General features: G+C 62.1%; 21 protein-coding genes. 10 read left to right on the plus strand and 11 right to left on the minus strand.

What is annotated here, in order from left to right:
• Positions 1–150 precede the first annotated feature (150 nt).
• On the plus strand, positions 151–1056 hold the full coding sequence (feaR, locus tag RND78_RS23365) for a transcriptional regulator FeaR (protein ID WP_312732398.1): 906 nt from the start codon (positions 151–153) through the stop codon (positions 1054–1056).
• An 11-nt stretch (positions 1057–1067) separates the two neighbouring features.
• On the opposite strand, the gene RND78_RS23370 is transcribed toward feaR, so the two are convergent.
• Positions 1068–1538, minus strand: a complete 471-nt coding sequence (locus RND78_RS23370) for a MarR family transcriptional regulator (RefSeq protein ID WP_312732399.1) — start codon at positions 1536–1538, stop codon at positions 1068–1070.
• Between the two features lie 390 nt (positions 1539–1928).
• On the opposite strand from RND78_RS23370, the gene RND78_RS23375 reads away from it, so the two are divergent.
• The 3 genes from RND78_RS23375 to RND78_RS23385 all read left to right on the plus strand — a co-directional run bounded on the left by RND78_RS23375 (position 1929) and on the right by RND78_RS23385 (position 5782).
• Positions 1929–3377, plus strand: a complete 1449-nt coding sequence (locus RND78_RS23375) for an APC family permease (RefSeq protein WP_312732400.1) — start codon at positions 1929–1931, stop codon at positions 3375–3377.
• 86 nt (positions 3378–3463) lie between these two features.
• Entirely contained in the window at positions 3464–4780 is a 1317-nt protein-coding gene (locus RND78_RS23380; RefSeq protein WP_312732401.1) for a hypothetical protein, read from the plus strand.
• 66 nt (positions 4781–4846) lie between these two features.
• Positions 4847–5782, plus strand: a complete 936-nt coding sequence (locus RND78_RS23385; RefSeq protein WP_312732402.1) for a helix-turn-helix domain-containing protein — start codon at positions 4847–4849, stop codon at positions 5780–5782.
• Between the two features lie 35 nt (positions 5783–5817).
• Here the strand turns inward: RND78_RS23385 and RND78_RS23390 are convergent, their stop codons facing one another.
• Positions 5818–6645, minus strand: a complete 828-nt coding sequence (locus RND78_RS23390) for a helix-turn-helix domain-containing protein (protein ID WP_312732403.1) — start codon at positions 6643–6645, stop codon at positions 5818–5820.
• Positions 6646–6989: 344 nt separating this feature from the next.
• On the opposite strand from RND78_RS23390, the gene RND78_RS23395 reads away from it, so the two are divergent.
• From RND78_RS23395 to RND78_RS23405, 3 genes are read left to right on the plus strand one after another with little or no spacing between them, the layout of a single operon-like run.
• Complete coding sequence (locus tag RND78_RS23395) at positions 6990–8129, plus strand: tyramine oxidase subunit B (RefSeq protein WP_312732404.1); 1140 nt, start codon at positions 6990–6992, stop codon at positions 8127–8129.
• A gap of 29 nt (positions 8130–8158) precedes the next feature.
• Positions 8159–8581, plus strand: coding sequence for a Rid family hydrolase (locus RND78_RS23400; protein ID WP_312732405.1), 423 nt, complete (start codon positions 8159–8161; stop codon positions 8579–8581).
• A gap of 41 nt (positions 8582–8622) precedes the next feature.
• Positions 8623–9945, plus strand: a complete 1323-nt coding sequence (locus RND78_RS23405; RefSeq protein WP_312732406.1) for an FAD-binding oxidoreductase — start codon at positions 8623–8625, stop codon at positions 9943–9945.
• Between the two features lie 216 nt (positions 9946–10161).
• Here RND78_RS23405 and RND78_RS23410 read toward each other — a convergent pair whose 3' ends face one another.
• Complete coding sequence (locus RND78_RS23410; RefSeq protein WP_312732407.1) at positions 10162–10560, minus strand: hypothetical protein; 399 nt, start codon at positions 10558–10560, stop codon at positions 10162–10164.
• 185 nt (positions 10561–10745) lie between these two features.
• On the minus strand, positions 10746–11036 hold the full coding sequence (locus RND78_RS23415) for a hypothetical protein (protein WP_312732408.1): 291 nt from the start codon (positions 11034–11036) through the stop codon (positions 10746–10748).
• 406 nt (positions 11037–11442) lie between these two features.
• Between RND78_RS23415 and RND78_RS23420 the strand changes: the two genes are divergently transcribed.
• Entirely contained in the window at positions 11443–12636 is a 1194-nt protein-coding gene (locus RND78_RS23420) for an ATP-binding protein (RefSeq protein WP_312732409.1), read from the plus strand.
• 45 nt (positions 12637–12681) lie between these two features.
• On the opposite strand, the gene RND78_RS23425 is transcribed toward RND78_RS23420, so the two are convergent.
• From RND78_RS23425 to RND78_RS23440, 4 genes are all read right to left on the minus strand, one after another.
• Positions 12682–13023 carry a hypothetical protein gene (locus RND78_RS23425; protein ID WP_312732410.1) on the minus strand — a complete coding sequence of 114 codons (342 nt, stop codon included), beginning with the start codon at positions 13021–13023 and terminating at the stop codon, positions 12682–12684.
• Positions 13024–13029: 6 nt separating this feature from the next.
• Positions 13030–13206, minus strand: coding sequence for a hypothetical protein (locus RND78_RS23430; protein ID WP_312732411.1), 177 nt, complete (start codon positions 13204–13206; stop codon positions 13030–13032).
• Positions 13207–13318: 112 nt separating this feature from the next.
• Complete coding sequence (locus RND78_RS23435; RefSeq protein ID WP_312732412.1) at positions 13319–13834, minus strand: hypothetical protein; 516 nt, start codon at positions 13832–13834, stop codon at positions 13319–13321.
• A gap of 42 nt (positions 13835–13876) precedes the next feature.
• A complete protein-coding gene (locus RND78_RS23440) occupies positions 13877–14470 on the minus strand; it encodes a hypothetical protein (protein WP_312732413.1) in 594 nt (197 codons plus the stop codon).
• Positions 14471–14601: 131 nt separating this feature from the next.
• Here RND78_RS23440 and RND78_RS23445 point away from each other — a divergent pair, with 131 nt between their 5' ends.
• A complete protein-coding gene (locus RND78_RS23445) occupies positions 14602–15183 on the plus strand; it encodes a hypothetical protein (RefSeq protein WP_312732414.1) in 582 nt (193 codons plus the stop codon).
• Positions 15184–15857: 674 nt separating this feature from the next.
• On the opposite strand, the gene RND78_RS23450 is transcribed toward RND78_RS23445, so the two are convergent.
• Positions 15858–16067 carry a hypothetical protein gene (locus RND78_RS23450; protein ID WP_312732415.1) on the minus strand — a complete coding sequence of 70 codons (210 nt, stop codon included), beginning with the start codon at positions 16065–16067 and terminating at the stop codon, positions 15858–15860.
• A 713-nt stretch (positions 16068–16780) separates the two neighbouring features.
• A complete protein-coding gene (locus tag RND78_RS23455) occupies positions 16781–17089 on the minus strand; it encodes a hypothetical protein (protein WP_312732416.1) in 309 nt (102 codons plus the stop codon).
• A gap of 147 nt (positions 17090–17236) precedes the next feature.
• Between RND78_RS23455 and RND78_RS23460 the strand changes: the two genes are divergently transcribed.
• Positions 17237–18367: a phosphoadenosine phosphosulfate reductase family protein gene (locus RND78_RS23460; protein ID WP_312732417.1), complete on the plus strand. Its 1131-nt coding sequence runs from the start codon at positions 17237–17239 to the stop codon at positions 18365–18367.
• A 1268-nt stretch (positions 18368–19635) separates the two neighbouring features.
• Here RND78_RS23460 and RND78_RS23465 read toward each other — a convergent pair.
• Positions 19636–20499 carry a replication initiation protein gene (locus tag RND78_RS23465; protein WP_312732418.1) on the minus strand — a complete coding sequence of 288 codons (864 nt, stop codon included), beginning with the start codon at positions 20497–20499 and terminating at the stop codon, positions 19636–19638.
• Positions 20500–22847 lie beyond the last annotated feature (2348 nt).

Below are 22847 nucleotides of genomic sequence, written 5' to 3' on the forward strand. Positions count from 1 at the left end.
CCCGCCCACTCGGCACCGCACACCGGCGCCGAGTAAGCGACGCGACACCGGATGGCGCGAAAAATGCTTGAAATTTCACGTTATTGCGAATTGCCGTCCGGGTGGTACTTATTGCCCCATACCGGGTGGCCCACACGTGAGGTGTGCCCCATGAACGAACACCACAGCCAGGCTTTCGAGCACTGGAATCATGCCGTCCAGGCCATCTGCGGACGTTTCGTCACCCATTGCGCGGACGGTGCCGAACCCTTCGTCGGCCACATCGCACATCGCAACTTGGACGGACTGAACGTGGCTGACATACACGTCAACGCCCGCGCTATCGTGCGCGAGCGGGGCAAGGCCGGCCGGGCCGACGACCGTTTCTACTTCTTGGTGCTGCAACGCCACGGCCGCATGAGCGTGCAGAACGCGCAGCAGCACTTCGTGCTCGAACCGGGTGAGTTGGCGTTGCTGGATTCGGCCCAGGGTTATGAGATGCGCCCCCAGGGCCTCATCAATCAACTCTCGGTGCACCTGGGGCGCGAGTCCGTGGAGCGGGCGTTGCCCGCCTCGGCGCCACGCTTCGGCAAATTGGCCAGCGGCTCGCTCAGCGCCCGCCTGCTTAAGACCCTGTTACTGCAGTTGAGCGAAGACGATGCCGCCAGCAGCGAACACCAAGGCCACGCCTTGCAGGACGCTTTGCTCAGTCTGGTGGTGCCACTGCTACGGGGCGCTCCCCCGAAAGCGGCTCATCCGTCACTGCGCAGCCTGGCGGAACGGCTCATCCAAGACTCGTTGCTCGAACCGCTCAGCCCGAACGACCTGGCGACCCGGCTCAACGTCTCGGTGCGTCAACTCTACCGGCAATTCGCTGGCGACGGCGACAGCCTCTGCCGCTTCATCCAGCGCCAGCGTCTGGAGCGCAGCGCTCAGGAACTGGTGGGTGGCACCCTGCCCATCACCACCCTTGCGTACAAGTGGGGCTTCACCGATGCAGCGCACTTCTCTCGCCTGTTCAAGCGACATTATGGCCTGTCGCCGCGGCGTTACCGCGACCTCCAGGGTATAGGGTGAGGCCTCTGCACTTACACTAAGTTATCGAAGACTTTGGACAATACCAAATTCAACTTTCTGAGCTGTGGCTCAGTGAGCCCGCGAAAACTTTTCTGAAATAAATCCTGAGTAACTTCGTGCATGCCGAAAAACGCCTGATGGCCACGTTCGGTCAAGGTCACCAGGGTCACGCGGCCATCTTGCGGATTGGGATAGGTGTCGACCAGACCCGCCTCTTTCATGCGGTAGATGATCTTGGTCACCGTTGACATCTTGGCAATGGCGAATTCCGCCAATTCCGAGATGCTGGCCACCTCGTTTTCCTGGAGAATGTTGAGCATCCGCCAGCGCGGCACGTCCAGCTCGATGGCCTTCAGCCGCCGCTCCATCTCCAGGGTGTAGCGGGCATGGACCCGCGCGAGCCAATAGAACGGGAAGTCTTCCTTGTGAAAATCCTCGCTGACCGGATCGAACCGGTGCGTTCGTGAAGTCTGCTTAGGCATCGCGCCCCTCCCGGTTAGCAAAGCCGTGGATCATAGCCCCTTTTGCCTGCCCCGCCAGCCGCCGCCGTCGCCCGAGGCCCGCGCAACGCGACCGACCGGCCTGGACGACACCCTTCTCTACACGCGATCCGCCGTTTCAGCGCGAACTTCCCCTGGCCTGTTCGGGCAACTTTCCCACCCAACTTTCCCGGCGACTCTGCGCAACTTGAGCGACACTTTTTATCGATGTTCCTTTATCGAACGCTTCGTTTGAAAGGCGACCAAAATGGGATAGCCGGGGTGGCCATGCTTGCCTAGCATCAAATTTCCTGTAACGCCTGAACAATAACAACCGAGTCGCCCTGCGAGGGCGGCCTCCCTCCATGTCTGCCCTCACTCACGGCCCTCATCATGAACGTATCCCCTTCCACTCCGGGTACCGCGCAACTGCGGCACGGCACCCTGGGTGTTGCCATGATCGTGTTCTTCGTCATCTCGGCCGCCAGTCCCTTGAGCGTCCTGGCGGGCGGTTTCCCCATTGGCATCATGCTCGGCAATGGTGCGGGCACTCCGGCGCTGCTACTCGCCGCCCTGGGGGTGTTGCTCTGCTTCGCCGTAGGCTATACCCGCCTGGCTCGCCATGTCGCCCACGCGGGCGGCTTCTATGCCTTCATCTCACGCGGCCTCGGCGGTGTCTGGGGCGGTGCCGCCGGCATGCTGGCGATGGTCGCTTACAACATCCTCCAAGTCGGCATCTACGGCATGTTCGGCGCCGTGGTGGCGGGTAACTTCGACGCGCTGCTCGGCCTGCAGGTGCCTTGGTGGGCCTGCTCTCTGGCGGCGCTGGTCGTGGTGGCCTGCCTGGGTTACCGCAACATCGACCTCTCCGCGCGACTGCTGTCGGTGATGGTCGTGGCGGAGTATCTGGTCATCCTGCTGCTGGACGCGGCCATCCTGGTCTCCGGTGGCGCCCACGGGGTGGACTTCAGCGCTTTCACGCCGACCCAGGTGAGCAGTGGCAACCCCGCCATCGGCCTGCTGTTCTGTTTCGCCGCCTTCATCGGCTTCGAGGCCTCCACGCTTTACGCCGAAGAAGCCAAGAATCCGCAGCGTACCATCCCCTTGGCGACTTTCATCGCCGTCCTGCTGGTAGGCGGTTTCTACACCTTCTCGGTGTGGGCGATGATTGTCGGCAGTGGCGCCGACGGTATCGTCGAACGGCTGCAGGCCATGCCCGATCCCATCACCTTCCTGTATGGGCTGTCGGACCAGTACGTGGGCACCTGGCTGACCCAGAGCATCCGCCTGCTGTTCGTTGTCAGCCTGCTGGCCGGTCTGCTGGCCTTCCACAACGCCGCCGCGCGCTACTTCTTCGCCACTGGTCGTGATGGCCTGCTCTCGCCGCGCCTGGGCCGCACCCACCCGCGCCACCAGAGTCCGCACCTTGGTTCGCTGCTGCAAAGTACCATCGCCGCCGTGCTGCTGCTGGGCTTCGCCCTGGCCGGGGCCGACCCGGTGCTACAGGTGTTCGCCTGGTTGAGCAACCTGGCGACCCTGAGCCTGATCCTGTTGATGGTTCTGACCTGCCTAGCGGTGATCAGCTACTTCCGCAGCCACCCCGAGCACCTGGACAGCCGCCTGTGCTGCCTGGTCCTGCCCGCGCTGTCGGGGCTGGCGCTGTTCGTCATCTTCTTGATGGCGCTCGTCCACTTCGACGTCCTCACCGGCGCCAGCACCTTAATCTCCGTGGCCCTGTGGTCCGTGGTGCCGCTGGCGGCCCTGATCGGCGCTCTGCTCGCGCTCCGCCTGCGCAGCACCGCGCCGCAACGTTTCGACCTGCTGGGAAGCAGCCCCGCTTGATCCCCGGGGCCAACCTAGCACAGACCGGGCGGCCCCCTTGCCTTGCACGCTGCCCTCCCCCTTTCACCTGGTCGAAGGAATCGCCCATGTCCCCTCTACGTATCCCCCAAAGTCTGCTGGCCGCCCTATTGCTCACCGGCCTGCTACCAACCGCGCACGCCCTGCCGCTGTACGATGACGGCGACACCCACGTCAGCGTCGACGGCCTGGCCGTGTATGGCCTGTTCGACAGCCGCAAGCGCTATGACGGCGGCGACGGGGGCACCCATTGGCGCGAAGGCTTCATCAAATACGGCCTCAAGGCCGACACCGGCCTGGGCGAAGCCGGCAGCCTCTACGGCGCCTTCGCCCTGGTGTCGTCGGGCACCTGGGGCGACGGCGACGCCAGTGGCTTGAGCGACGGCTCCGAACGCACCACCAAGATCGAGGACGCCTACGCCGGCTGGCGCTCTGGCGGCCTGTTCCCGGCCCTGGGCAAGGACGGTGTTGACGTCTCCTTCGGGCGCCAGCTCTACAAATTGGGCCGAGGCTTCCTCATCAACGACGACGGCCTTAACCCCGGCAAGGGGCTCGCCGACGGCGACTACAACCGCGGCGGCGCCTACTACCTGGCCGCCCGGCACGCCTTCGACCGCACCGCAGTGGTCAAGGTAGGCGGCGACCAGGGCTGGAACGGCAGCGCCGCCTGGCTCAAATCCGACAACCGCATCCAGGCCAACAGCGAAATGACAGTGGGCAGCCTCGGCTACACCGGGGCCGCCGGCACCGTCGCGGGTGCCTGGATCCACGGCTTGGACGTGGACGACCGCTGGGCCAGCGACTTCCAGCAGCGGCGCGATGGCATGAACACCTACAGCCTGCGCGCCGAAGGCAGCGCGGGTATCGAGCACGCTAACTTCTCCGCCGAGTACGCGGTGCAGGACGCCCAGGGCGACCACGAGAATGCCTGGTACCTCGAAGGCAGCTACCAATTCGCCCGTGCGCTCCTCACCCCCTCCGTTACCCTTCGCTACACACGCTACTCGCAAAACTGGGACCCGCTGTTCACCGGCTTCAGCACCGGCTACGGCACCTGGTTCCAGGGCGAGGTGGCGGCCAACTACGCCGGGCCCTTTAACAGCAACGCCGGCATCACCCACGTTGGGCTCAAGGTCAATCCGCTGGAGAACGTTACCGTCGGAGCGCTTTATTTCGACCTGCGCACGCTGCACGGCCGCGACAGCCTCAACCTTGACGCCCGCGAGCTGGATCTCTACGTGGAATGGGCCGTGTCGCCGAACCTGATCGTCACTCCGCTGGTGGGCCTCTACCGTCCCGATCACTCGGCGACCGACGGCGGCAATCAGTCCAACGGCGACGGCACCAACGTCTATTCGCAGTTGGTGGTGGCGGTTCCCTTTTAGCACGGCGCGCGAACAGGTCCGAACTTTGCTTCAAGCGCTGCGCACAGCTCAACGGAGGCTCGGCGCATGCTGCTTCACCAGGCCCACTACGACGACGTCGGCGTGCATGCCAGCGCCCTGGTGGGCTGGCGGCAGGTCTACGATCAGCTCAGCAAGGGGCATGCGCGCACTACCCTGCGCCACCTCACGGCCGAGCGTTTCCAGTTGTTTCAGGAGATACTCAACACCCGCGTGACCCAGCGCGGGGTCGCCCCGGCCGGGCGGCTGTGCGTAGCCCTGCCGCTGTGCGCCGCCGAACCGGGGGTGTTCCAGGGCCGCAGCGTCGGCGAGGAAAACATCACCCTGCTCTATGGCGGCCAGGAGTTCTCCGTCCAGGCCGCCAGCGGTCTGGACCTGCTCGCCATCACCGTGGACGAACGCCGGCTGGAAGCCGTGGCAGAGCGTGAATTCTCCTCCCTCGAACTACGCCGCCTAGCCCGGCTCTCGCGGCTCGCGCTCGGCCCACCCCAGGCGCAGCGGATGCGCCAGCACTTCGCCGGGCTGCTCCAGTACGGCCTGTCGACCTCACCGCTGTCCTCGGAGCGGCACCTCGAAGACCAGGTGCTCGAAGGCCTTCTGGACCTGCTGCGCGGCGCTATCGGCCGCGAGACGGTGCGCCAGGGCAACCATGCAGTGAGCGCCTACTTGGTGCGCCAAAGCCAGGAGCTGACCCTGGCATCGCCCGACGAACCCCTCTCGGTGCTGGATATCTGCGCCCGCCTGAACGTTAGCCGCAGTACCCTGCAGCGCAGCTTCCAGAGCGTCACCGGGCTACGACCGGTGGAATACCTGCGGGCGATCCGCCTCAACGCTGCGCGCCGCACCCTGCGTACCAGCCGAGCCGATCACCTGACCATCGCCCACGTCGCCAGCGATCATGGTTTCGTCCATCTGGGCCACTTCGCCGGCTATTACCGCACCCTGTTCGGCGAACACCCCTCCAACACTCCGCGCGCTAGTTGACCCGCTTTGGGGCAGCCCGCACCGTCGTGGCGCATTCACAGCTCCAGCCGATGGATCCGCTGACCGTAGCCCTCCTGGCGTAGGCGCCGTTGATAGTCGTGCGGGGTGGTGCTGGTGAGCGTCTTGAAGTCCCGTAGAAAGTGCGACTGATCGCTGAAACCCAGCTCGGCGGCCAGGTCTGAACAGCACACCTCGGGATTGTCGAGCAGGGTGTTCATCGCCGCCTGCCCCCGCACGATGCGGCAGAACGCCTTGGGGGCCAGCCCCGTGTCGCGCTTGAACTGCCGCTGCAGCGTGCGCCGATTGACCCCAGTCTTGGCCTCCCAGTGGCCGATGCGCACATCCCCCTTGCCGGCCAGCGCCTGGGCGATCAACCACTGGGTGAGGCGTGAGCCACGCACTGCCAGGTGCGCGTCGACGAATCCGCCTAGGGCCTGGATGCGCGCGGCGAAACCCGGTGCCAGGACGATCCGCTCCAGCAGCCGCTCGGCTTGGGGCGTGACATCACGCAGGTCATGCTCCTGGTCGGTGAGGTCCTCCGCCGTTACCGCGAGGAAACCCGGTATCACTCCGGGACGAAAACGGGCGCCAAAGTAACGGTGGTTAGGCAGCAACTCCACCCGCCGCGCGTTCAGCGCCGTCCCGCAGACCCGGGCTCGCGGCTGGCCGGCATTGCAATCGAAGATCACATCGACGCAGCCGTCGGGCACCACCACCGTAGCCGACGCCGACTGCGCCACGTCGAAGCAATAGTAATGCGACACGCCGCCCGCGGCCGCAGCGCTGATGGCGTACTGGGACGAGTCGAGGACGAACCACGGCTGTTCGTACAGCGGCTGGGCGGCGGCGGGAGAAAGGTTCATCGGGCGTACAGGTCGTTTTCAGATAAGTCTCTTGGCGGCAAACGACATGCCAGACTAGCCGACCCGAACCTGTCCGAAAACTACAATACGCCGCCTGCCCCGGCTTCTAAGGTAATTCCACGAAGCCCCGGCGCGCCCTGGCGTCCCGGCCTTCGCCCATTCGTCGACCACGACACGAGACGCCCTAGATCCCTGTCCGCCCCCATCCAGTCGCGCCCCTGGCGACCGCCTCCGTGCGGCCCTCCCAGGGGTAGATCCGGTGGTCGCGATGACACCACCAGGACGCGCTCGGCGATGGCCGCCTCGATCCCCGACCTTGACGCCGCACCCGCAGGAATCCGCCCATGACCGCCAGCACCAAGATCGATTTCCTCTACCTCTCCGAAGCCGACATGATCCGCGCCGGCGTGACCGACATGAAGGCCTGCGTCGACACCATGGAAGAGATGTTCGGCCTGCTCTACCGCGGCGACTACCGCATGGCCGGTCCCAACAGCGACTCCCACGGCGCGATGATCACCTTCCCGGAAGAATCACCCTTCCCCACCATGCCCAAGCCCACCGCCGATCGTCGGCTGATGGCCATGCCGGCCTACCTGGGCGGCAGCTTCGGCAAATGCGGCGTGAAGTGGTATGGCTCCAACATCGCTAACCGCGAGAAGGGCCTGCCGCGCTCCATCCTGATGTTCACCCTGAGCGACCCGGACACCGGCGCACCGCTGGCACACATGTCGGCCAACCTGCTATCGGCCTACCGCACCGGCGCCATCCCCGGCGTCGGCGCCCGCTACCTGGCGCGGCCGGACTCGCGGGTGGTCGGCCTGCTCGGCCCCGGCGTAATGGGCAAGACCACCTTAGCCGCCTTCATCGCCGCATGCCCGAAGATCGACACCCTCAAGATCAAGGCGCGCGGCCAGCGCAGCCTCGATGACTTCCTCACCTGGGTCAGCCAGACCTATCCGCAGATAACCACCGTGCAGGTAGTGGACAGCCTGGAAGCCGTGGTGCGCGACTCGGACATGGTGACCTATTGCAGCTCCGGCGCCACCGGCGACCCCGAGACCTACCCTATCGTCCGGCGCGAGTGGGTCAAGCCCGGCGCCTTCCTGGCCATGCCCGCCTCCTGCCGCCTCGACGCCGGCATGGAACGCGACGACGTGCGCAAGGTGGTGGACTGCCTGGGCCTCTACCAAGCCTGGTTCGAAGAGCTGCCCAAGCCCGCCCATCGTCACGTGCCGGTGATCGGCGTGCGCTTCATGGACATGATCCACGAAGGCAGCCTGCGCCTGGACCAGGTCGAGGACATCGGCCGTATGGTGGTGGGTGAAGCCCCCGGCCGGCGCAACGAAGACGAAATTGTCGTCATGTCGGTGGGAGGCATGCCGGTGGAAGACGTCGCCTGGGGCACAGTGATCTACCGCAACGCCGTCGCCCAGGGCATCGGCGTCTCCCTCAACCTCTGGGACACCCCCGCCCTGAGCTAATCCCTCCCCATTCCAGGAGCTTCATCCCTATGACCGTCATTACCAAACTCAAGACCGGCTCGAAATACGAAGAACTCGGCAGCTACTCGCGCCTGGTCGCGGTCGGCGACTGGATCTACGTCTCCAACACCGCGGGCCGCAATCCCCAGACCCAGCAAATCGCCGACGACCCGGTCGAGCAGGCCGCCCAGGTGTTCGCCAACATCGAGACGGCCCTGGCGGCCGTCGACGCCAGCCTGGCTGACGTGGTCTTCTCGCGGGTGTTCATCCAGCAGCCCGAAGACGTGGCCATCGTAATGATCTATGTCGGTGAGCGCTTCTCGGGCATCGACCCGGCCACCACTGTGACCTGTCCGCCGCTCGGCTCGAGCGTCTACCGCGTCGAGTTGGAAGTCACCGCCTACCGCGGCGCCTCCCGCGCCGAAGTGGTGCGCCTGAACCTGGCGCCTTGAGCGTCCACCGACCCGCCCCTGCCGTTTCGAGACCCTAGCCCATGGCGCCGATCATCTCTCCCGTTCAGACCTCCAGCCAATTGCCCGCGGCTGCCCCCGTGGTCATCATCGGCGGTGGCATCGTCGGCCTCACCGCCGCCCTCACCCTCGCCGAGCGCAACGTGCCGGTGTTGCTGCTGGAAAAAGGCCGTATCGCTGGGGAACAGTCTTCGCGCAACCTCGGTTGGGTGCGCAAGACCAACCGCCATGCGGTGGACGTGCCCCTGGCCCAGGCCGCCGACCGGCTATGGGCAGAGCTACCGGCGCGGGTCGGCGCCGAAGTGGGCTACCGCCAGCCCGGCATCCTCTTCCTCGCGCGCCGCGAACAAGACATGGCCGCGCACCAGGGCTGGCTCGGCAGCGTGAGCGATCTGGGGCTGGACAGCCGCCTGCTCAGTAGCCGAGAGATCGACGCGCGGGTGCCCCGCGGGCGGGGCCAGTGGGTGGGCGGGATCTTCACCGCTTCCGACGGCCGCGCCGAACCTACTCTGGCCAGCAGCGCCATCGCCCGTGCGGCCATGGCCAAGGGTGCGACCCTCATCGAAGGCTGCGCCGTACGCTCGCTGATCACTCAGGGCGGACGCATCAGCGGCGTTCTCACCGAGCGTGGCGAGATCCGCTGCGAACAGGTGCTGCTGGCCGGCGGCCTCTGGTCGCGACGCTTTCTCGGTAATCAAGGCATCGCCTTGCCAACCTTGCCGCTCACCTGCTCAGTCCTGCGCACCCACCCCATGGCCGGTCCGACCGAGAGCGCTGTGGGCGCACCGGACTTCTCCTTCCGCAAGCATTGCGACGGTGGCTTCATCATCACCCAGCGCGGCGCGCTGGACGCCAGTCTGACCCTCGACCACCTGTTGCTCAGCCGCCAGTACCTGCCGGCCATCCGCGCCCAGCGCAGTTACCTGCGCGTCTCCCTGGGCAAGCCCTTCCTGCACGACCTGCGCCTGGCACGGCGCTGGAAAGAGGGTGCCGCTTCACCCTTCGAACGGGTCCGGGTACAAGACCCACCCGTCAACCAGGCCCTCAACGATGAAGCCCTGCGCAACCTCCGGGCCGCCTGGCCGGAATTCGAACAAGCCCGTATCGCCCAGAGCTGGGCCGGCACCATCGACGTGACGCCCGACTCCCTTCCGGTGATGGGCCCCGTCGCCCAACTACCCGGTCTGGTTCTGGCCACCGGCTTTTCTGGCCACGGCTTCGGCACCGCCCCCGCCGCCGGCCAACTGGCCGCCGACCTTCTACTGGGCAGCACCCCGCTGGTCAACCCGGCGCCTTACGCCTTCGACCGCTTCGCCGCGGTAGGTCAAACAATTGCTGCGGTGTAAGACTCACTTACGCCGTGCTTAGATAAGCATTCTCGTTCGGCACCCTGGAACTTAGCAGCGCGTCTAAGCAGACAGTTCCGCGGCTGATGTAGGGACAGATTCTCGCTACCCAAGGCTGCTACACCAGCATGAAGTGCATCGACGGCCAGAATTGATCACCGTAGGTGTGGTGGGAGAGGTGCAGGTCAACCACTACTACTAAGCGTGATTGGTAGGCTAGCGGAAGGCGGCGGAGTCGTTGTGTTGCAGGCGCCGCAACAGTCGGCTGTGGAACTCGGCTGGCCCGGGCGATCGGGGGCGATCTTCAAGGCATACCTCCCAGCGATTAAGGATGGGATTCGAACACATCACCAGAAGCCCCAGCAAGGCCCCGTAGCGGTGCGCCCCCTTGGAGGTCGAAGGCTTAGCCGGTATCGCTGTGATCACGTTGTTTGGTTGGCTCCAGTATATTGTCCACAAGCGGACCGTTGCGCTCACCTGCTTCTGCTCCTTCGCCACGTCGCGCTTCACTTCCTGAGCGTGCAGGCGCAGCTGCTTGTTTTCGAGCGCGGCGTTCTTCTGCGCGTTGTGATCGACCACCTCAGCCAGGGAGTTGTCGTTGTCGGTATAGATCACCACTCCATACCGCGATAGGCTTATTACTGCGTGATACACGTCCTTGCTGATGTTGGGCGACTTGCTGTCCAAATTGATCAGCACCCGGTCAGTGATCAGGCACTGAGCTCTGTCGACGGTATAGACGTAGGCCGAGCTTACGCAGTTCGCCGCCTGGCCGGTCAGTTTGTCAGTCGAAAAAAGGGTTAGCGTACACTGACCCTTTCAGGGTGTTCGGTCTGACCGAACAAGGTATTGATGATGAGCTGAGCCTCGGCGGCGTAGGGTCCGAGGAAGGTCAGCGTAGCGCCCTCCTCTGCGGCCCTTACGTGAAGCAGGATCCGGTACCGGCTGTAATTCTCCCGGTACCGCTCCTTGACCAGCGTGCGGTACTCCCCCGGGCCGCCGGCAAACGTCGCCGGCGGCGCAAAGGGGTCGATACCGTGGCTGCCTGGCGCCGTGGGCACGATCCGCGGATAGAAGAGGTAATTGCTCACGCAACTTCCCTCCTCGCCCACTGCGGAAAGCCCATCCGCCCCAGCTGCAACAGCACATCATTCCAGTCGACGCCCTTGGCCCCTTCCGGAATGGGGAGCGGCGGCGCGAAGACCTGCAGCTGGATGTTCCGCTCCCAAAGGCGAGCCCGAGGACCTTGCCGCGCTACGTGTCGGTTAGTGGGCAGCGCTCCCTGGCTGCTCGCGTACTCGCGGCCGGCGACGGGAGATGGTGCAGACGATCCTGGGCCACCAGCACCTCAACCACTCAAAGCCTTATTTGACGGTAGATCTGGCGACGATTCGCCGGGCATTCGAGTTGGCTGTTCGAAGTCGCTCACTTTGCAGCTTGTAGCGAATTTATGTAGATTTATCTAAATCCGATAAACCTCCAAAGGTTTGTATAGCTATGGACCCTATCAGTAATCCTTATTCTCCGGGGGCCGGCACGCCGCCACCCGAGTTGGCTGGCCGAGGTGAACTTCGTGAGCGCGTGAGGATTGGCATTGCAAGATTGCGCCGAGGAAACCCGGCCAAAAGCGTTTTGATGGTCGGGTTGCGCGGCGTGGGCAAGACCGTGTTGCTCGACCAAATGCGTACAGATGCCGAGGCCGCAGGGGTTCATACGATCCGTATCGAGGCACCTGAAGGTCGCTCCCTGCCAGCGCTGCTGGCCCCCCAATTGCGCCTCGCATTACTTCGGTTAAGCCGGGTTGAGGCAGCGAAAGACATGGCTCAGCGTGGCCTGCGCGCCTTGGCAGGCTTCGCCAAGGCCTTGAAGGTGACCTACAACGACATTGAGGTAGGGCTGGACTTCGACCCTGAGCCAGGCCTTGCCGACAACGGTGATCTCGAAAGCGATTTGGCTGCCTTGCTTGAGCAAGCAGGCTCAGCCGCTCGGCAAGGCGATACCGCGCTGGTCATCTTTATCGACGAACTTCAGTACGTGGGTGAAGGTGAGCTTGCCGCATTAATCTCTGCTCTCCATCGGTGCGCTCAGAGCCGGCTGCCAGTGACTGTGGTAGGTGCTGGCCTGCCTCAACTGCGCGGGCGAGCTGGTAACGCAAAGTCCTATGCAGAGCGGCTTTTCGACTACCCGGAAATTGGCCCGCTGAGCCAGGCTGAAGCGGCAATAGCTATCGTAAAGCCGGCTGAAGACGAGGGTGTCAAGTTCGAAGCCGAGGCTGTAGGGCTTGTTGTGGATCAGACCAGGGGCTATCCCTATTTCCTTCAGGAATGGGGTAAGCATGCGTGGGATGTGGCAGAGCAGAGCCCCATCACGAAGCTGGACGTAGAGCGCGCCACTGGCGAGGCCGTAGCCGCTCTTGATGAGAGCTTCTTCCGGGTTCGTTTTGATCGGCTCACACCAGCTGAGAAAAAGTACCTCCGCGCCATGGCTGAGCTTGGTGCAGGGCCGCATAGGTCAGGGGATATTGCAGAAAAGCTCGGGCGACGTGTGACAGCCCTTGGGCCGACCCGCAATAGCCTGATTGCCAAAGGCATGATCTGGAGCCCTAACCATGGTGATACTGCGTTCACCGTGCCGCTCTTTGACGAGTTCATGAAGCGGATTATGCCGGGGGATGAGTGGGATGCCACGTGACACGAACCGCCTGGGCGGGCGTCCAGCAAGAGGCTGGCTGGAGGGCTAGCCGCTGGGCCCTTTGGGTGAATCCGGCGAGCGATGGAATAGGAGCGCGAAAGGCCCAAAGAGGCAGACGCCCGACAGCAAGATCCAGAAGGTGATGAGCGTCGCCTCGCCTCGCTCGTACTGCGGAGCCTCACTGCCAAGCACACCCTGACCATACGACAAAAGCATGGCTCCCAAGGCCAGGCTTATCGCCCAAAATGCCGGGGCGTAGTCCTGTCGGATATCCAGGTTGATGAGGAACTTCCACAGCCACACACCGGCGCTACAGACGCTGGCTATCACGCAGAGCCACATCAGGGCGTACATGACGTCGGCACCGAAGGCAGGAACAATTTCCACGTTCCACTACCCCGCGAGCTTAGCCGTCAGCTCGTAGGAGACGAGCCAATCGCTCCCTGCCTCGCCGGCGTCGCCCACAACGCCGGTATCCAGCTGCTCCCGTAGGCGCGCTGCAAGCTCTTCGACCGAATCGCACCCCATGTCCTCGAGCTCGTCCGCTGTTACTTCAATGCGTACCTTCACCGGTGGTCTCCCTATAGGCCAGATGATCACCATCCTCGCATAGCTCAGCACTGCTGCGGGCCAGGTTCACGCCGGCCAGGGGTGTGAACCTGCAGGTAGCTCGTCTCAGGCGCTAGCCGGCACGCTCGCAGGGCGCAGCCATGTCGGATTGGAACGCGACGAGCGAGGCGCGCGCCTGGCGGCACGCCTCAAGGTACCCAGGAAAGGAACACGGAACATCGGCCAGCGCATCGGCCAGCGCATCGGCAAGCGCCTGGCAGAAGTTTGCGAGCGCGAATGGCTCCTCTATCCCTTCTCCTGCGCCCACCAGGTAGTTTGGCGAGACTTCGACGACCAGCCCGGGATTTGAATCTGCCTCGCGCTGCAGTGTGAAGCGGCCGCCCGAAAGCTCGCGGATCAGCCGCCCCAGCGGTATCCGCGCAAAGCTGCGAGCGTCATCGAAAATTCCGGCGAGCTCGCGGATCCGGGCGAAGTGCGCGCGCCAGCGCCCCTCCTCCTCATCCTGCGCACGCGTAGCCCTCTCCAGGTACCACCGTTCGTACTCAACCACCGGTAGCCCTCGGTACAGCACATCCTCGAGCTTCTTCTGCTCGGGACTATCGATCCAGCGGTCACGGGTCTGCGACACATAGGCAACCAGCAGGTGCGCGCATCCGTGCTGCCGTAGGCGCTAAACCTGGTGTTCGAGTGGCGCGGCCGAATCCCACATCCACGCCGGCGCAAAGCACTCGATCTGCGCCGCGAGCGCGGCGGTCGTAGCGTGCACGTCAGCCAGGACCTGGAACCAGAGCTCTGCCGTGATGGCGCCGACCTGGTGATCGAGCGGAAGCCGGGAAAGGCGGTGAGGCAGGGCCAGGGCCTGATCCACGAACCCGGGCAGCCGCCGAACGCCGAAGATGTGGCGTTCCGCGGGGCGGTGGTGCCGCGCTTTTGCTTCGGCCTCTAGCGCGCGCTGCAGGATGTCCGGCAGCCACGGCAGCGCTGCGGCCATCCGCCAGCGCTCGGCAAATTGGCGAGCGCTGAACGTCCCGTTCTTGCCGCTGGGCACTACGAGCCAACCACACTCGACCGCTTCGGCTATGAGCTGGACGGGTGTTTGCAGGCAAGGTGGCACCGCGGCCAGCACGTCGCGGTGAGCTGCCGACTGGCGAGCGGCGAGATACCTACGTGCCCAGGGATAGGCCTCCTTGCGCAGGATCGCCTTGCGGTAGTGTTCCAGGGGGAAGGAAGCCCTTTCCTGGGCGAGAGGTTCTATTGAATTCATCTTGGCTGCCTGCAGTAGATGCAGCCAGCGTACGGAGAATCGATAGAACGCAAGGCCTATCAAGAAGCGGCCCCTTGCGTTTTGAAAAGCTGTGTCAGGGTGGATGGTAGATATCAACCAGGAGCCTCACCATGAACACCGAAACCCTCCCCTCCACTACCACCGCTACAGCACCGGGCACTGTCGTACCAGGCCGCCTGGTCTTCCATCGCGACGAGCCATCCCGCTTCGGTCCCATCGAAGTAATGAGCCGGGATGCCCTGGTGAAGGGTCTGTCGATGAAGCAGCACCAGATCCTGCCGTTTGAGCCGGAGGCGCTCCTCACTGCCGCGCAGCTGGCCGAAGTCATCATTGATCTCGCCGGCCAAGCGGCGACACCGGCGAGCGCGGACCAGCTGGCGGCCTACGCTCGTACCCTGGCCGAAGCCTATGGCGCGCATAGCCAAGCGGGCGACCTTGCCGTCGGCGACCTCGCCTTCTACCACGAGGATCCGGATGCATACGGACCTCTCGCCATCCAGGCAATCGCCTCGAAGGTCACCGCCTACAGCAAGTACAAGGAGCTGGAACTGGACTTCGACCAGGCGGATCTGAGCACTGCCGACCTGCTGGCTGAGGAGCTCATCAGCGCTCTCGCCATCGAAGACGCCGAGCTGCGGCAGCTGAAGGTGTCAGCTCGCGCCAAAGCCCTGGCCGCAGCCTTCGCCAGCTAGCCATTCCGTCCGACCACAGCCCCGTCTCAGCAGGCCCTTCTCGTAGGGGCCGTCCACCTAAATACCAATCTCGCCGGCGTGCCCGGCGAGTTGTTTCGCATCCACCCAGCATCACGCGGTGTTGGGCTTCGCTATCGCAGATCAGCGTCCAGCAGGTAACCATCCAGCTGCCGGAGCGGGCTCAGGGCGTGCTTACAAGCCCTGGTCGGCACCCTCGCCTGCAGGATTCCAGACAGCGCACGCGGACGCTCAAACGAGCCTTAGCCCCCAGATCACCCCAAGCTGCGCACATCGATAGTGTCCGCGCGCCCCATCGGCGCCGGCCATCCAGTGGCCTGGCTTATACCGTGCTCATCCATAGCATGGTCGCCAGGCCCCAGCTCGAGGCAAGCCGAACGGACTCACCATCGCGCGGGGATGGCAGTATTCCGGCCGTGGTTGTCCGCTGTACCCACCAGCTGATGGAACAGATTCCAAAGCAGGTACTCATCGAGAGGACGTGTAATAGCGCCGACATGAGCGAAAGCCCGCCTTACCCTCACCAGGCAGTATCCGCGCCGAGGAGCGCCAGGTTGCTTTCCAACGCCTGCGTATCCGTCAATGAAACGCCTGTATTCCGGGAGCTGGATCGGTCCTCAAAGCAACGCTAGCTGCTTATTAACCTCAGCTTCAACCTAGAACGCCTGGATAGCCTCGTCATCGGCGTCGCACCCGCGGCCAGTGCCCAGCAGGCCGGCGTAATGCTCCTTCAAGGCCTCCTCGCCCTGGCCGTCCGCGGCGAGCTGGTCGATCGCTTGCCAAGGCGCCAACCGCTCCGGCGGCAGAAACCGATAGGGATCGGCTACCAGCCCGCAGGCAAAACGGCCGGTGCCGAGCGAAATCAACGTTAGGCACCTCTCCTCGTCACCCAGCTCCTTGCCGAGGTCGCACACCTCGGCAACACAGCACAGGCCGCATCCGTTGCACGGCTTGCCCTGCGGTGGCTTATCCAGCGAGACCAGGTGGAGCGCCAGCCGGCGCCTGCAGGCTCTGGCTTATCTATCTCCCCTCCCCTCTTCACCGACGCGTCCCGACAGAACCCTGCCCAGGTCACCCGGGCGCCATTGGGCAACCGGCTCATCGCAGTCGGTGCAGTATAGAATCTTTCCATCGCGGACCTTCAGGTTCGAGTACATGTCGGTGTTGTCCGCAGTACCTCCGTCCAGGTCGACGAAGTAATCGCCTGAACCCTGGTAGTGCCGTTTGATGAAGAAATGTACCCGGTTTCAGCAATACGGGCAGGACACCGGTTCATCGATTGTCTGCAGGTTGTTACTGCGCATTATCTGCCACCTCGGCGCGCGGTCCCCGATTTCCGGCCTGATCGGCCTTTTCCGCTGCGGCTCTTTCGGCCCTTGCTGCCCTTCCGGCCTGGCTTACCCCACCCCGCGCCCCAGGGGTCGACCCGGATGTCAGGGTACAGATCCTTGACCGCGTTCCAGCTTGCCTCCCGCGCTGGGAGCGTCGCTTCCACATAGGGCTCCCAGCCGACCCAACTGATCGCATCCATCAGCTCTATGCACAGATCACCCGCTTCAATCGGTGACGGGACGCCGTGCTAGTCGATAATACGGGTGTCACCAAATGACCAGACCTGCTCCTGTAGCTCGACCGCCATGAACACCTCCCACTCGGTCGTATCGTCATCCGGGCCCGGGTAGGCCACCCAGGCCTCGCCGATCTGCAACGGCCCGTACTGCGTCTGGAAGGTCACCGTCACGTGGCCCCGGGCGTAGTACAGCCGCGGATTGCCGGTGCTGCGCACTTTTTTGATGACGGACGCGACGCTCATCGGTGGCCGGTCTTTCTCCGGAGCGTGAGCAAGGTGCTCGAGTAACTCCACGAAATCGTCGTAGCGAATATCCATCGTCTCAGGTCCATGAGGGGTTCACCGATACCCTGGCACCTTTCCTGAGAATGCAAGGGTGGTCCGACATGGACGCAAACCGTGCAAACATTGCATTCCTGGGGATTGGGAGATCCTGCAGAGGTCCTTCCAACCGTGGATCTCCCCATGTCTGTCGTTGCCCGAACTGCTGAAATTGATGCCCTCCTCTCCCGTGATGCCGCGGTCGCCATCGGCGTCAGCGGCGGCAAGGACTCGGACGCCTGTGCACTGGCAACGGCCACCTACCTCGACCAGGTTGGCCACCGAGGGCCCCGGCTGCTGATCCATGCCGATCTTGGCTCGGTGGAATGGGAGCAGAGCCTGCCCAAGTGCCAGGAACTCGCGAGCGCGATCGGCTGGGAGCTCGCCGTCGTTCGCCGTGAGGCGGGCGGGATGATGAAGCGCTGGGAGGGCCGTTGGGAAAACAACGTTCGTCGCTACGCCGACCTTTCGTGCGTCAAGCTGATCCTGCCCTGGAGCACGCCCTCGATGCGCTTCTGCACCCCGGAGCTCAAGAGTGCGGTGATCGCCAGCTACCTCAAGAAGCGATTCCCCAGACGAGACATCATCAACGTCACTGGCATCCGTCGCCAGGAAAGCTCCAGCCGCAGCAAGATGCCAGTATCCAAGGTAGACACCCGACTCAGCCGGCGAGGCCTGCAGGGCCTGGTGTGGAATTCGATCATCGAATGGACGCTGCCAGAGGTCCTGGGAGAAATTGCGGGCCACGGCCGGGAGCTGCATGAGGCCTACACCTGGTACGGTATGAGCCGCGTGAGCTGCTCGTTTTGCATCATGGCTTCCAAACCGGACCTCATCGCTTCCGCGACCTGCGTTGGCAATCAGGACACCTATCGTCGGATGGTCGCCCTGGAAGCAACGTCCTCGTTCGCGTTTCAATCTGGCGCTTGGCTCGGCGACATTGCGCCTCACCTGCTCGACCCCAAAGCGCTGGAGCAGCTCCGAAACGCGAAAAAGGTATGCCGCATGCGCGAAGCCGCAGAAGCAACCATCCCTCGGCATCTGCACTTCGTCTCGGGTTGGCCCACCTGTATCCCCACCGCGCAGGAAGCTAATCTTCTCGCGAACGTACGGCTGACCTTCGCGCGATTGTTGAAGCTTGACGTAGCGTGCACTACCGGAGCTGAGGTCAGGGGTCGTTTCGCGGAACTGTACGCGGGCAAGGCCGATCAGGTCGAGGTCGCTCCCATTCGCATAGTTCACCCAACTGCAGCTCAGATCGCGTTCGAGTTCTGATCGCGACGCTGGCTATTCACCCGCGCGGCCCAATCCCCAGGCGTGCAGGGATCGCTGCGCGGGCATCGGGCTGGCTTCGCCGGATGAGAAAGTCTTGGCGTAGTCCACGTGCCCTGCCTGATCAGCTTCGCTGCGATGTAGATCGCATTGGCTGTGGGGTGCTTGGCCAGCGCGCCACTCTGCAGGCTTTGAAAAACCTCCTTCGCGCGCTGCGGCAGCCGGTTACTAGCCGCTATAAAATGTGGCTATCCAATCTGTCGTATGCATACGACAAATCTGAGGTACACCAACTAACAGCCTGAAGCAGGTCCGATGCCTTGGCCGTTTTGTCGTATGCATACGACAAGCTCAAGGGGGCCATCTGCGCGATCAGACCGCCGTTGCTGATACAGCTCGCGCCAGCGCCTCTGCTAAAGACCGAATCAGTAGCTGCTATAGCTCGCAAGGCTCGGCTGAACCCATCACCATGCAGATTAGCAGGGCTGGTTTGCGTCTAGCTGCATAAGAAGACATAGCGGTATCTACCCTTTACACGACAACGTGCTGCAGGCACAGGTTGCGGTGGCAATCGAACAAGACAGCTAATTTTTGCTTAAACGCGCGCGTAAGCACTCAAGCACTTACCCACCTGCGTAAAGAATCCAGAGCTGTTGAGTGGTTTATCGGGCGCCAATGCATCTCTGGCTGGACAGCATCTGACGCTGTAGCGCCTTAACAAACCCGAACCAGGTGACGCTCGCCGACGTACAAGTCCGGATAAAGCACCTTGGGCCCATTCCCGTAGGCGCCTGCGTTGCCTTACGTATCGGCTGGTCACAGCGCTGGCCGGACCAGGCTCGTATTCAGAGTCTCGTTGCCAAGGGCGTAGCCTACTGCGCGGGTTGCAGTCGTGAAGTCCTGCCTACCTCTACGGAGCGCACAGAATCGCCGCTTCCGGTCATAAGACTAAGGATATCGATCCAGGCAGCGCCATCAGCCGCGATGACTATTCCTTGGAGTCCAACATTCTCAGACGCGATCACTACCGAGTCGAAATGCTGGCCAACCTGGACCAGGCCCCCGAGGCCAGCGCCCTGATTTCAGCGACCTTTCCCAAAATCGCCCGAGGTACGGGCTTTCCGGTGTGGGGGGCGTTCGCCATTCTGCCCAACTAGCTAGCCAACGGCTTGCTAGGCACCCGCACAATCCTCGATCAGGGCGCCGGCGTCTTGCAGCCCGATTGCAGGCGGCTCACCGGCACGGTGGTCGCGGTCGGGTGAGAACAAGCTTTAAGTGCTACCGGACTCATCTACATCAATGGGAAAGGTGAAGTTCGGATCGTCCTCACTCAAATCTTCGAAAGCGGACGCCAGCAGTAAACTGGGATCCTCCGGCAGATCAATTTCATTCAAAGGCACAAGCTCCTCGTCACCTAGGTTTAGTGGTAACTGTTGAGCGAGATCCTTGAACATAAATTTGATCGCAACGACACGTCTTGCCTCCCGCTTCAGCTCGTAGGTGACATCCAATCTACTCTTGGTACGCAGCTCTTCCACAGCAGGATCAATCACGCGTTGGCGGAGATTGTTGAAGCGCTGGTAGGCATCAGAAAGCCCTAGAGCGGTCCTTAGTGTCTCGATCTCGATGTATGCCCATCCGGTTTTTTTGAACTGCATGAGCATCTCAAAAAGCCGAAATGAGTGAGTAGAGTCGAGACGTGCGACCCGGCGGAGGTCGTAGCTGGTGAGCTTGGTGTGAAGTCGGGATAGGTAAGGCATAACGTGGATCGTGAAGAACAGCTCCACCCTCCCCTCGCCAGCGATGTAACGCGCAGCATCGACCCAGCGCTTACGTTCCACTGCGGATCCATCGAAGGTCTTCACCTCGCGCTCAAACAGAACGTCGGCCGTCTCCTTCATCTGCTCGTAGGCATGACGAAGCTGCACACCGTATATCTCTGAATAGAGCAGCGCGGACACAGAAATTTTCTTCGGCATCCCTTTCCGAGGATCGATTTGGCTTATCGCAGCCAAGATCAGCCTCTGCTCGTTGAGGGTAAGCCGATACGACGCTGTGATAAGCGTATTTGACTTCGTTACCCGAATCGGCCGAGGGTCAGCTTGATCAGGAACGGAGGTGGATACCTTTGACATGGAGGGACCTGGTAGGAAGCCTTCAAACCCTGCTAGCGCCTTCCCCTGTAGTCGATACTGGGTCAAGCGAAGAAAGAGTCAAAAGCCCACACGGCGCGCTTTTCGCGCGACAATCAACTGCCTTGACGACAAGGCAGAATCAAATAGTAGTCGTCTCGGAGAGACGTATTGGCAGGTAGTAAAACATCGTCCGAGCGGACGCGCGAGTACCGTAATTTGTAGTCGGATCGTTCGAAGGCAGCGTGACGTGCTACCGAGAGACCTTCTGAGAGGCGTGTGTACCGTAATTTGTAGTCGCGACACGCACCTGAGGGATCCCTTTGGTGCGCCATGGTAGGTCCGACCGATTCACTACCGTAATCTGTAGTCGCATTGCATGGTCGACACGTGTTTAGGGCTCGCAGTAATGGGTCTGAGCGGCTGGCTACCGTAATGTGTAGTCGTATCACGTGGGCGGTGACCGCGCTCGAACCGCGGAGTAGGCGCCTACCTGCGGCTATGCCGCAATCTGTAGTCGTCAGGAAGAGGTCGGCCTTAAAACGGCCGTAATCTGTAGTCGATCAGACGAGCAAAACCCTTTTTTACCTCGTAATCCGCTGTTTGGTGCCGCAATTTGTAGTCGTAAAGCGGAAAGTCACCGGGATCTTGCGGCACGAGATACCGTAATCTGTAGTCGTTTCAGCAGGATATAGGACAGCTAAGCCGTAATCTGTAGTCGTTGACCACCAAGAAGTATTGCTGCGATGACTACCACAATTTGTAGTCGCTAGACATGATGAACGCGTTGTCTCGCCACTGGTACGAAGCGTCCGATGAGAATGGCAGGTGCAACCTGCAAGCCCCATCAGATAAACGAAATCTTAGTTTTTCGTTTAAAATCAGTATCTTAGGAAGGGTTTCTTGCAGTTTTCACATTCAACGCCTCGAGAAGGAGCAAACTCAACCCCCCGTTTTATCGCCTTCGTGGTAGCGCTGTGCATCTGTACAGCCGCAATCTGTAGCAGGCGATACCACTCACCAGTGGATAACAGCCGGCATCCGTAGTCGTGACTCCCGGAATCTGTAGTCGACTAGCCCGGAATCCGTAGTCGCCTCAGCCGTAATGTCTAGTCGCATTACCGGATTCTGTAGTCGATACCCCCCTTGGAACCCTTTGCTGGCGCGGCTTCCAGCGTCTTAAAAACAAGAGAAAAACAAGAAAAAAAGATCTAAAAAGCTCTTAAAGGGCTGGCTGTTGTGGATAAGCTCGCCTTGGCAGAACCCAGGATCTGTAATCGACTACAAATCACGGCTAAGGAACCGTAGCCTGTGTAGTGGCGGTCGTGCACGTCTGCGCGCACCTACCTATCTCACCGGATGGCAGCCAACCAAACGAGATATCCGTTGATGGCAGGTCCTGAGGGTCCAACCGGCTTCGTAAGCCATTAAGACCTCGCTAAACGCCTAAATCGAATACCTAACGCTGTGACCTTGGTGGGAATACACCAAAGACGGCGCCGAACCATGGCAACGCACGAGATTCCAGAGTCGACGACGCCCTACACACTGAAGAGCAACCTGCCCAGCTGGCACGTGATCACCTTTTGCTCAGAAAGGGACCAAACACCAAATTGATTGATGTCACAGGGCTACAGACCTAAGCACCGAATTTTTATCCTATAGAACTGAGGTACCTCACTGATCCATGTCTCGGCAGTTCTGCACCTATCCAAGAAAAGCTGGCACGACCAGGTTGGCTAGCTGCGGTGCAAGACATTAGAGGTTTAGCAAGTATCAAGCAGGTCCGTTCGATAAGCACCTGAGGGATGCCTCACGCAGCTAGCTGGCCACGACGCACAGTAGCCGCGCCCTCGCCTGTCACGAATACTAGCTCCTCATCAGGGTTTAAGAGGTCTTGATGATCTAGTGCCGCAGGAGCGCGCGGAACGCTAGCCACGAATCCCAATGCAGCTATCCGAACCAGTCCTGGTAGCTTTTAAGGATGAAATCCTAGAAGTGCAGTGCTGGCAAGCGCTAGACACACTGATCGGTAGTCACATCGTACGCAGCTATCAGCCTACCGCGGCCAACAAGCTTGAGACGCTCAACGCTGTGACTGAAGGTATCGGCAGTGAGGATATGCATCAGGTTGAGCTGAGCTACCTCACGATGTGTGGCAGAAGCTATGTGATATCGCGTGCCAGCCATCGTATTTAGGCGACATACAGTCTATCGCCCGTATTTCTCGCACCAAAGATCGAAAGCTTCGATGAAGATGTCCTGGCCTGTCAGCCCTAGGTCGATACGCGCCAACTGAAGTTTCCTGTATCGGTCAGCGTCGCACTTCACACTGAGTGTCCTGTTTTGTC

Source organism: Pseudomonas oryzihabitans (genome assembly GCF_032027545.1).
GTDB lineage: Bacteria > Pseudomonadota > Gammaproteobacteria > Pseudomonadales > Pseudomonadaceae > Chryseomonas > Chryseomonas oryzihabitans_F.

Excerpts from the sequence above, each read along its gene's own strand:
- feaR (WP_312732398.1), top strand. The coding sequence starts at position 151 with ATGAACGAACACCACAGCCAGGCTTTCGAGCACTGGAATCATGCCGTC.
- RND78_RS23370 (WP_312732399.1), bottom strand. The coding sequence starts at position 1,538 with ATGCCTAAGCAGACTTCACGAACGCACCGGTTCGATCCGGTCAGCGAG.
- RND78_RS23375 (WP_312732400.1), top strand. The coding sequence starts at position 1,929 with ATGAACGTATCCCCTTCCACTCCGGGTACCGCGCAACTGCGGCACGGC.
- RND78_RS23380 (WP_312732401.1), top strand. The coding sequence starts at position 3,464 with ATGTCCCCTCTACGTATCCCCCAAAGTCTGCTGGCCGCCCTATTGCTC.
- RND78_RS23385 (WP_312732402.1), top strand. The coding sequence starts at position 4,847 with ATGCTGCTTCACCAGGCCCACTACGACGACGTCGGCGTGCATGCCAGC.
- RND78_RS23390 (WP_312732403.1), bottom strand. The coding sequence starts at position 6,645 with ATGAACCTTTCTCCCGCCGCCGCCCAGCCGCTGTACGAACAGCCGTGG.
- RND78_RS23395 (WP_312732404.1), top strand. The coding sequence starts at position 6,990 with ATGACCGCCAGCACCAAGATCGATTTCCTCTACCTCTCCGAAGCCGAC.
- RND78_RS23400 (WP_312732405.1), top strand. The coding sequence starts at position 8,159 with ATGACCGTCATTACCAAACTCAAGACCGGCTCGAAATACGAAGAACTC.
- RND78_RS23405 (WP_312732406.1), top strand. The coding sequence starts at position 8,623 with ATGGCGCCGATCATCTCTCCCGTTCAGACCTCCAGCCAATTGCCCGCG.
- RND78_RS23420 (WP_312732409.1), top strand. The coding sequence starts at position 11,443 with ATGGACCCTATCAGTAATCCTTATTCTCCGGGGGCCGGCACGCCGCCA.
- RND78_RS23440 (WP_312732413.1), bottom strand. The coding sequence starts at position 14,470 with ATGAATTCAATAGAACCTCTCGCCCAGGAAAGGGCTTCCTTCCCCCTG.
- RND78_RS23445 (WP_312732414.1), top strand. The coding sequence starts at position 14,602 with ATGAACACCGAAACCCTCCCCTCCACTACCACCGCTACAGCACCGGGC.
- RND78_RS23455 (WP_312732416.1), bottom strand. The coding sequence starts at position 17,089 with ATGGATATTCGCTACGACGATTTCGTGGAGTTACTCGAGCACCTTGCT.
- RND78_RS23460 (WP_312732417.1), top strand. The coding sequence starts at position 17,237 with ATGTCTGTCGTTGCCCGAACTGCTGAAATTGATGCCCTCCTCTCCCGT.
- RND78_RS23465 (WP_312732418.1), bottom strand. The coding sequence starts at position 20,499 with ATGTCAAAGGTATCCACCTCCGTTCCTGATCAAGCTGACCCTCGGCCG.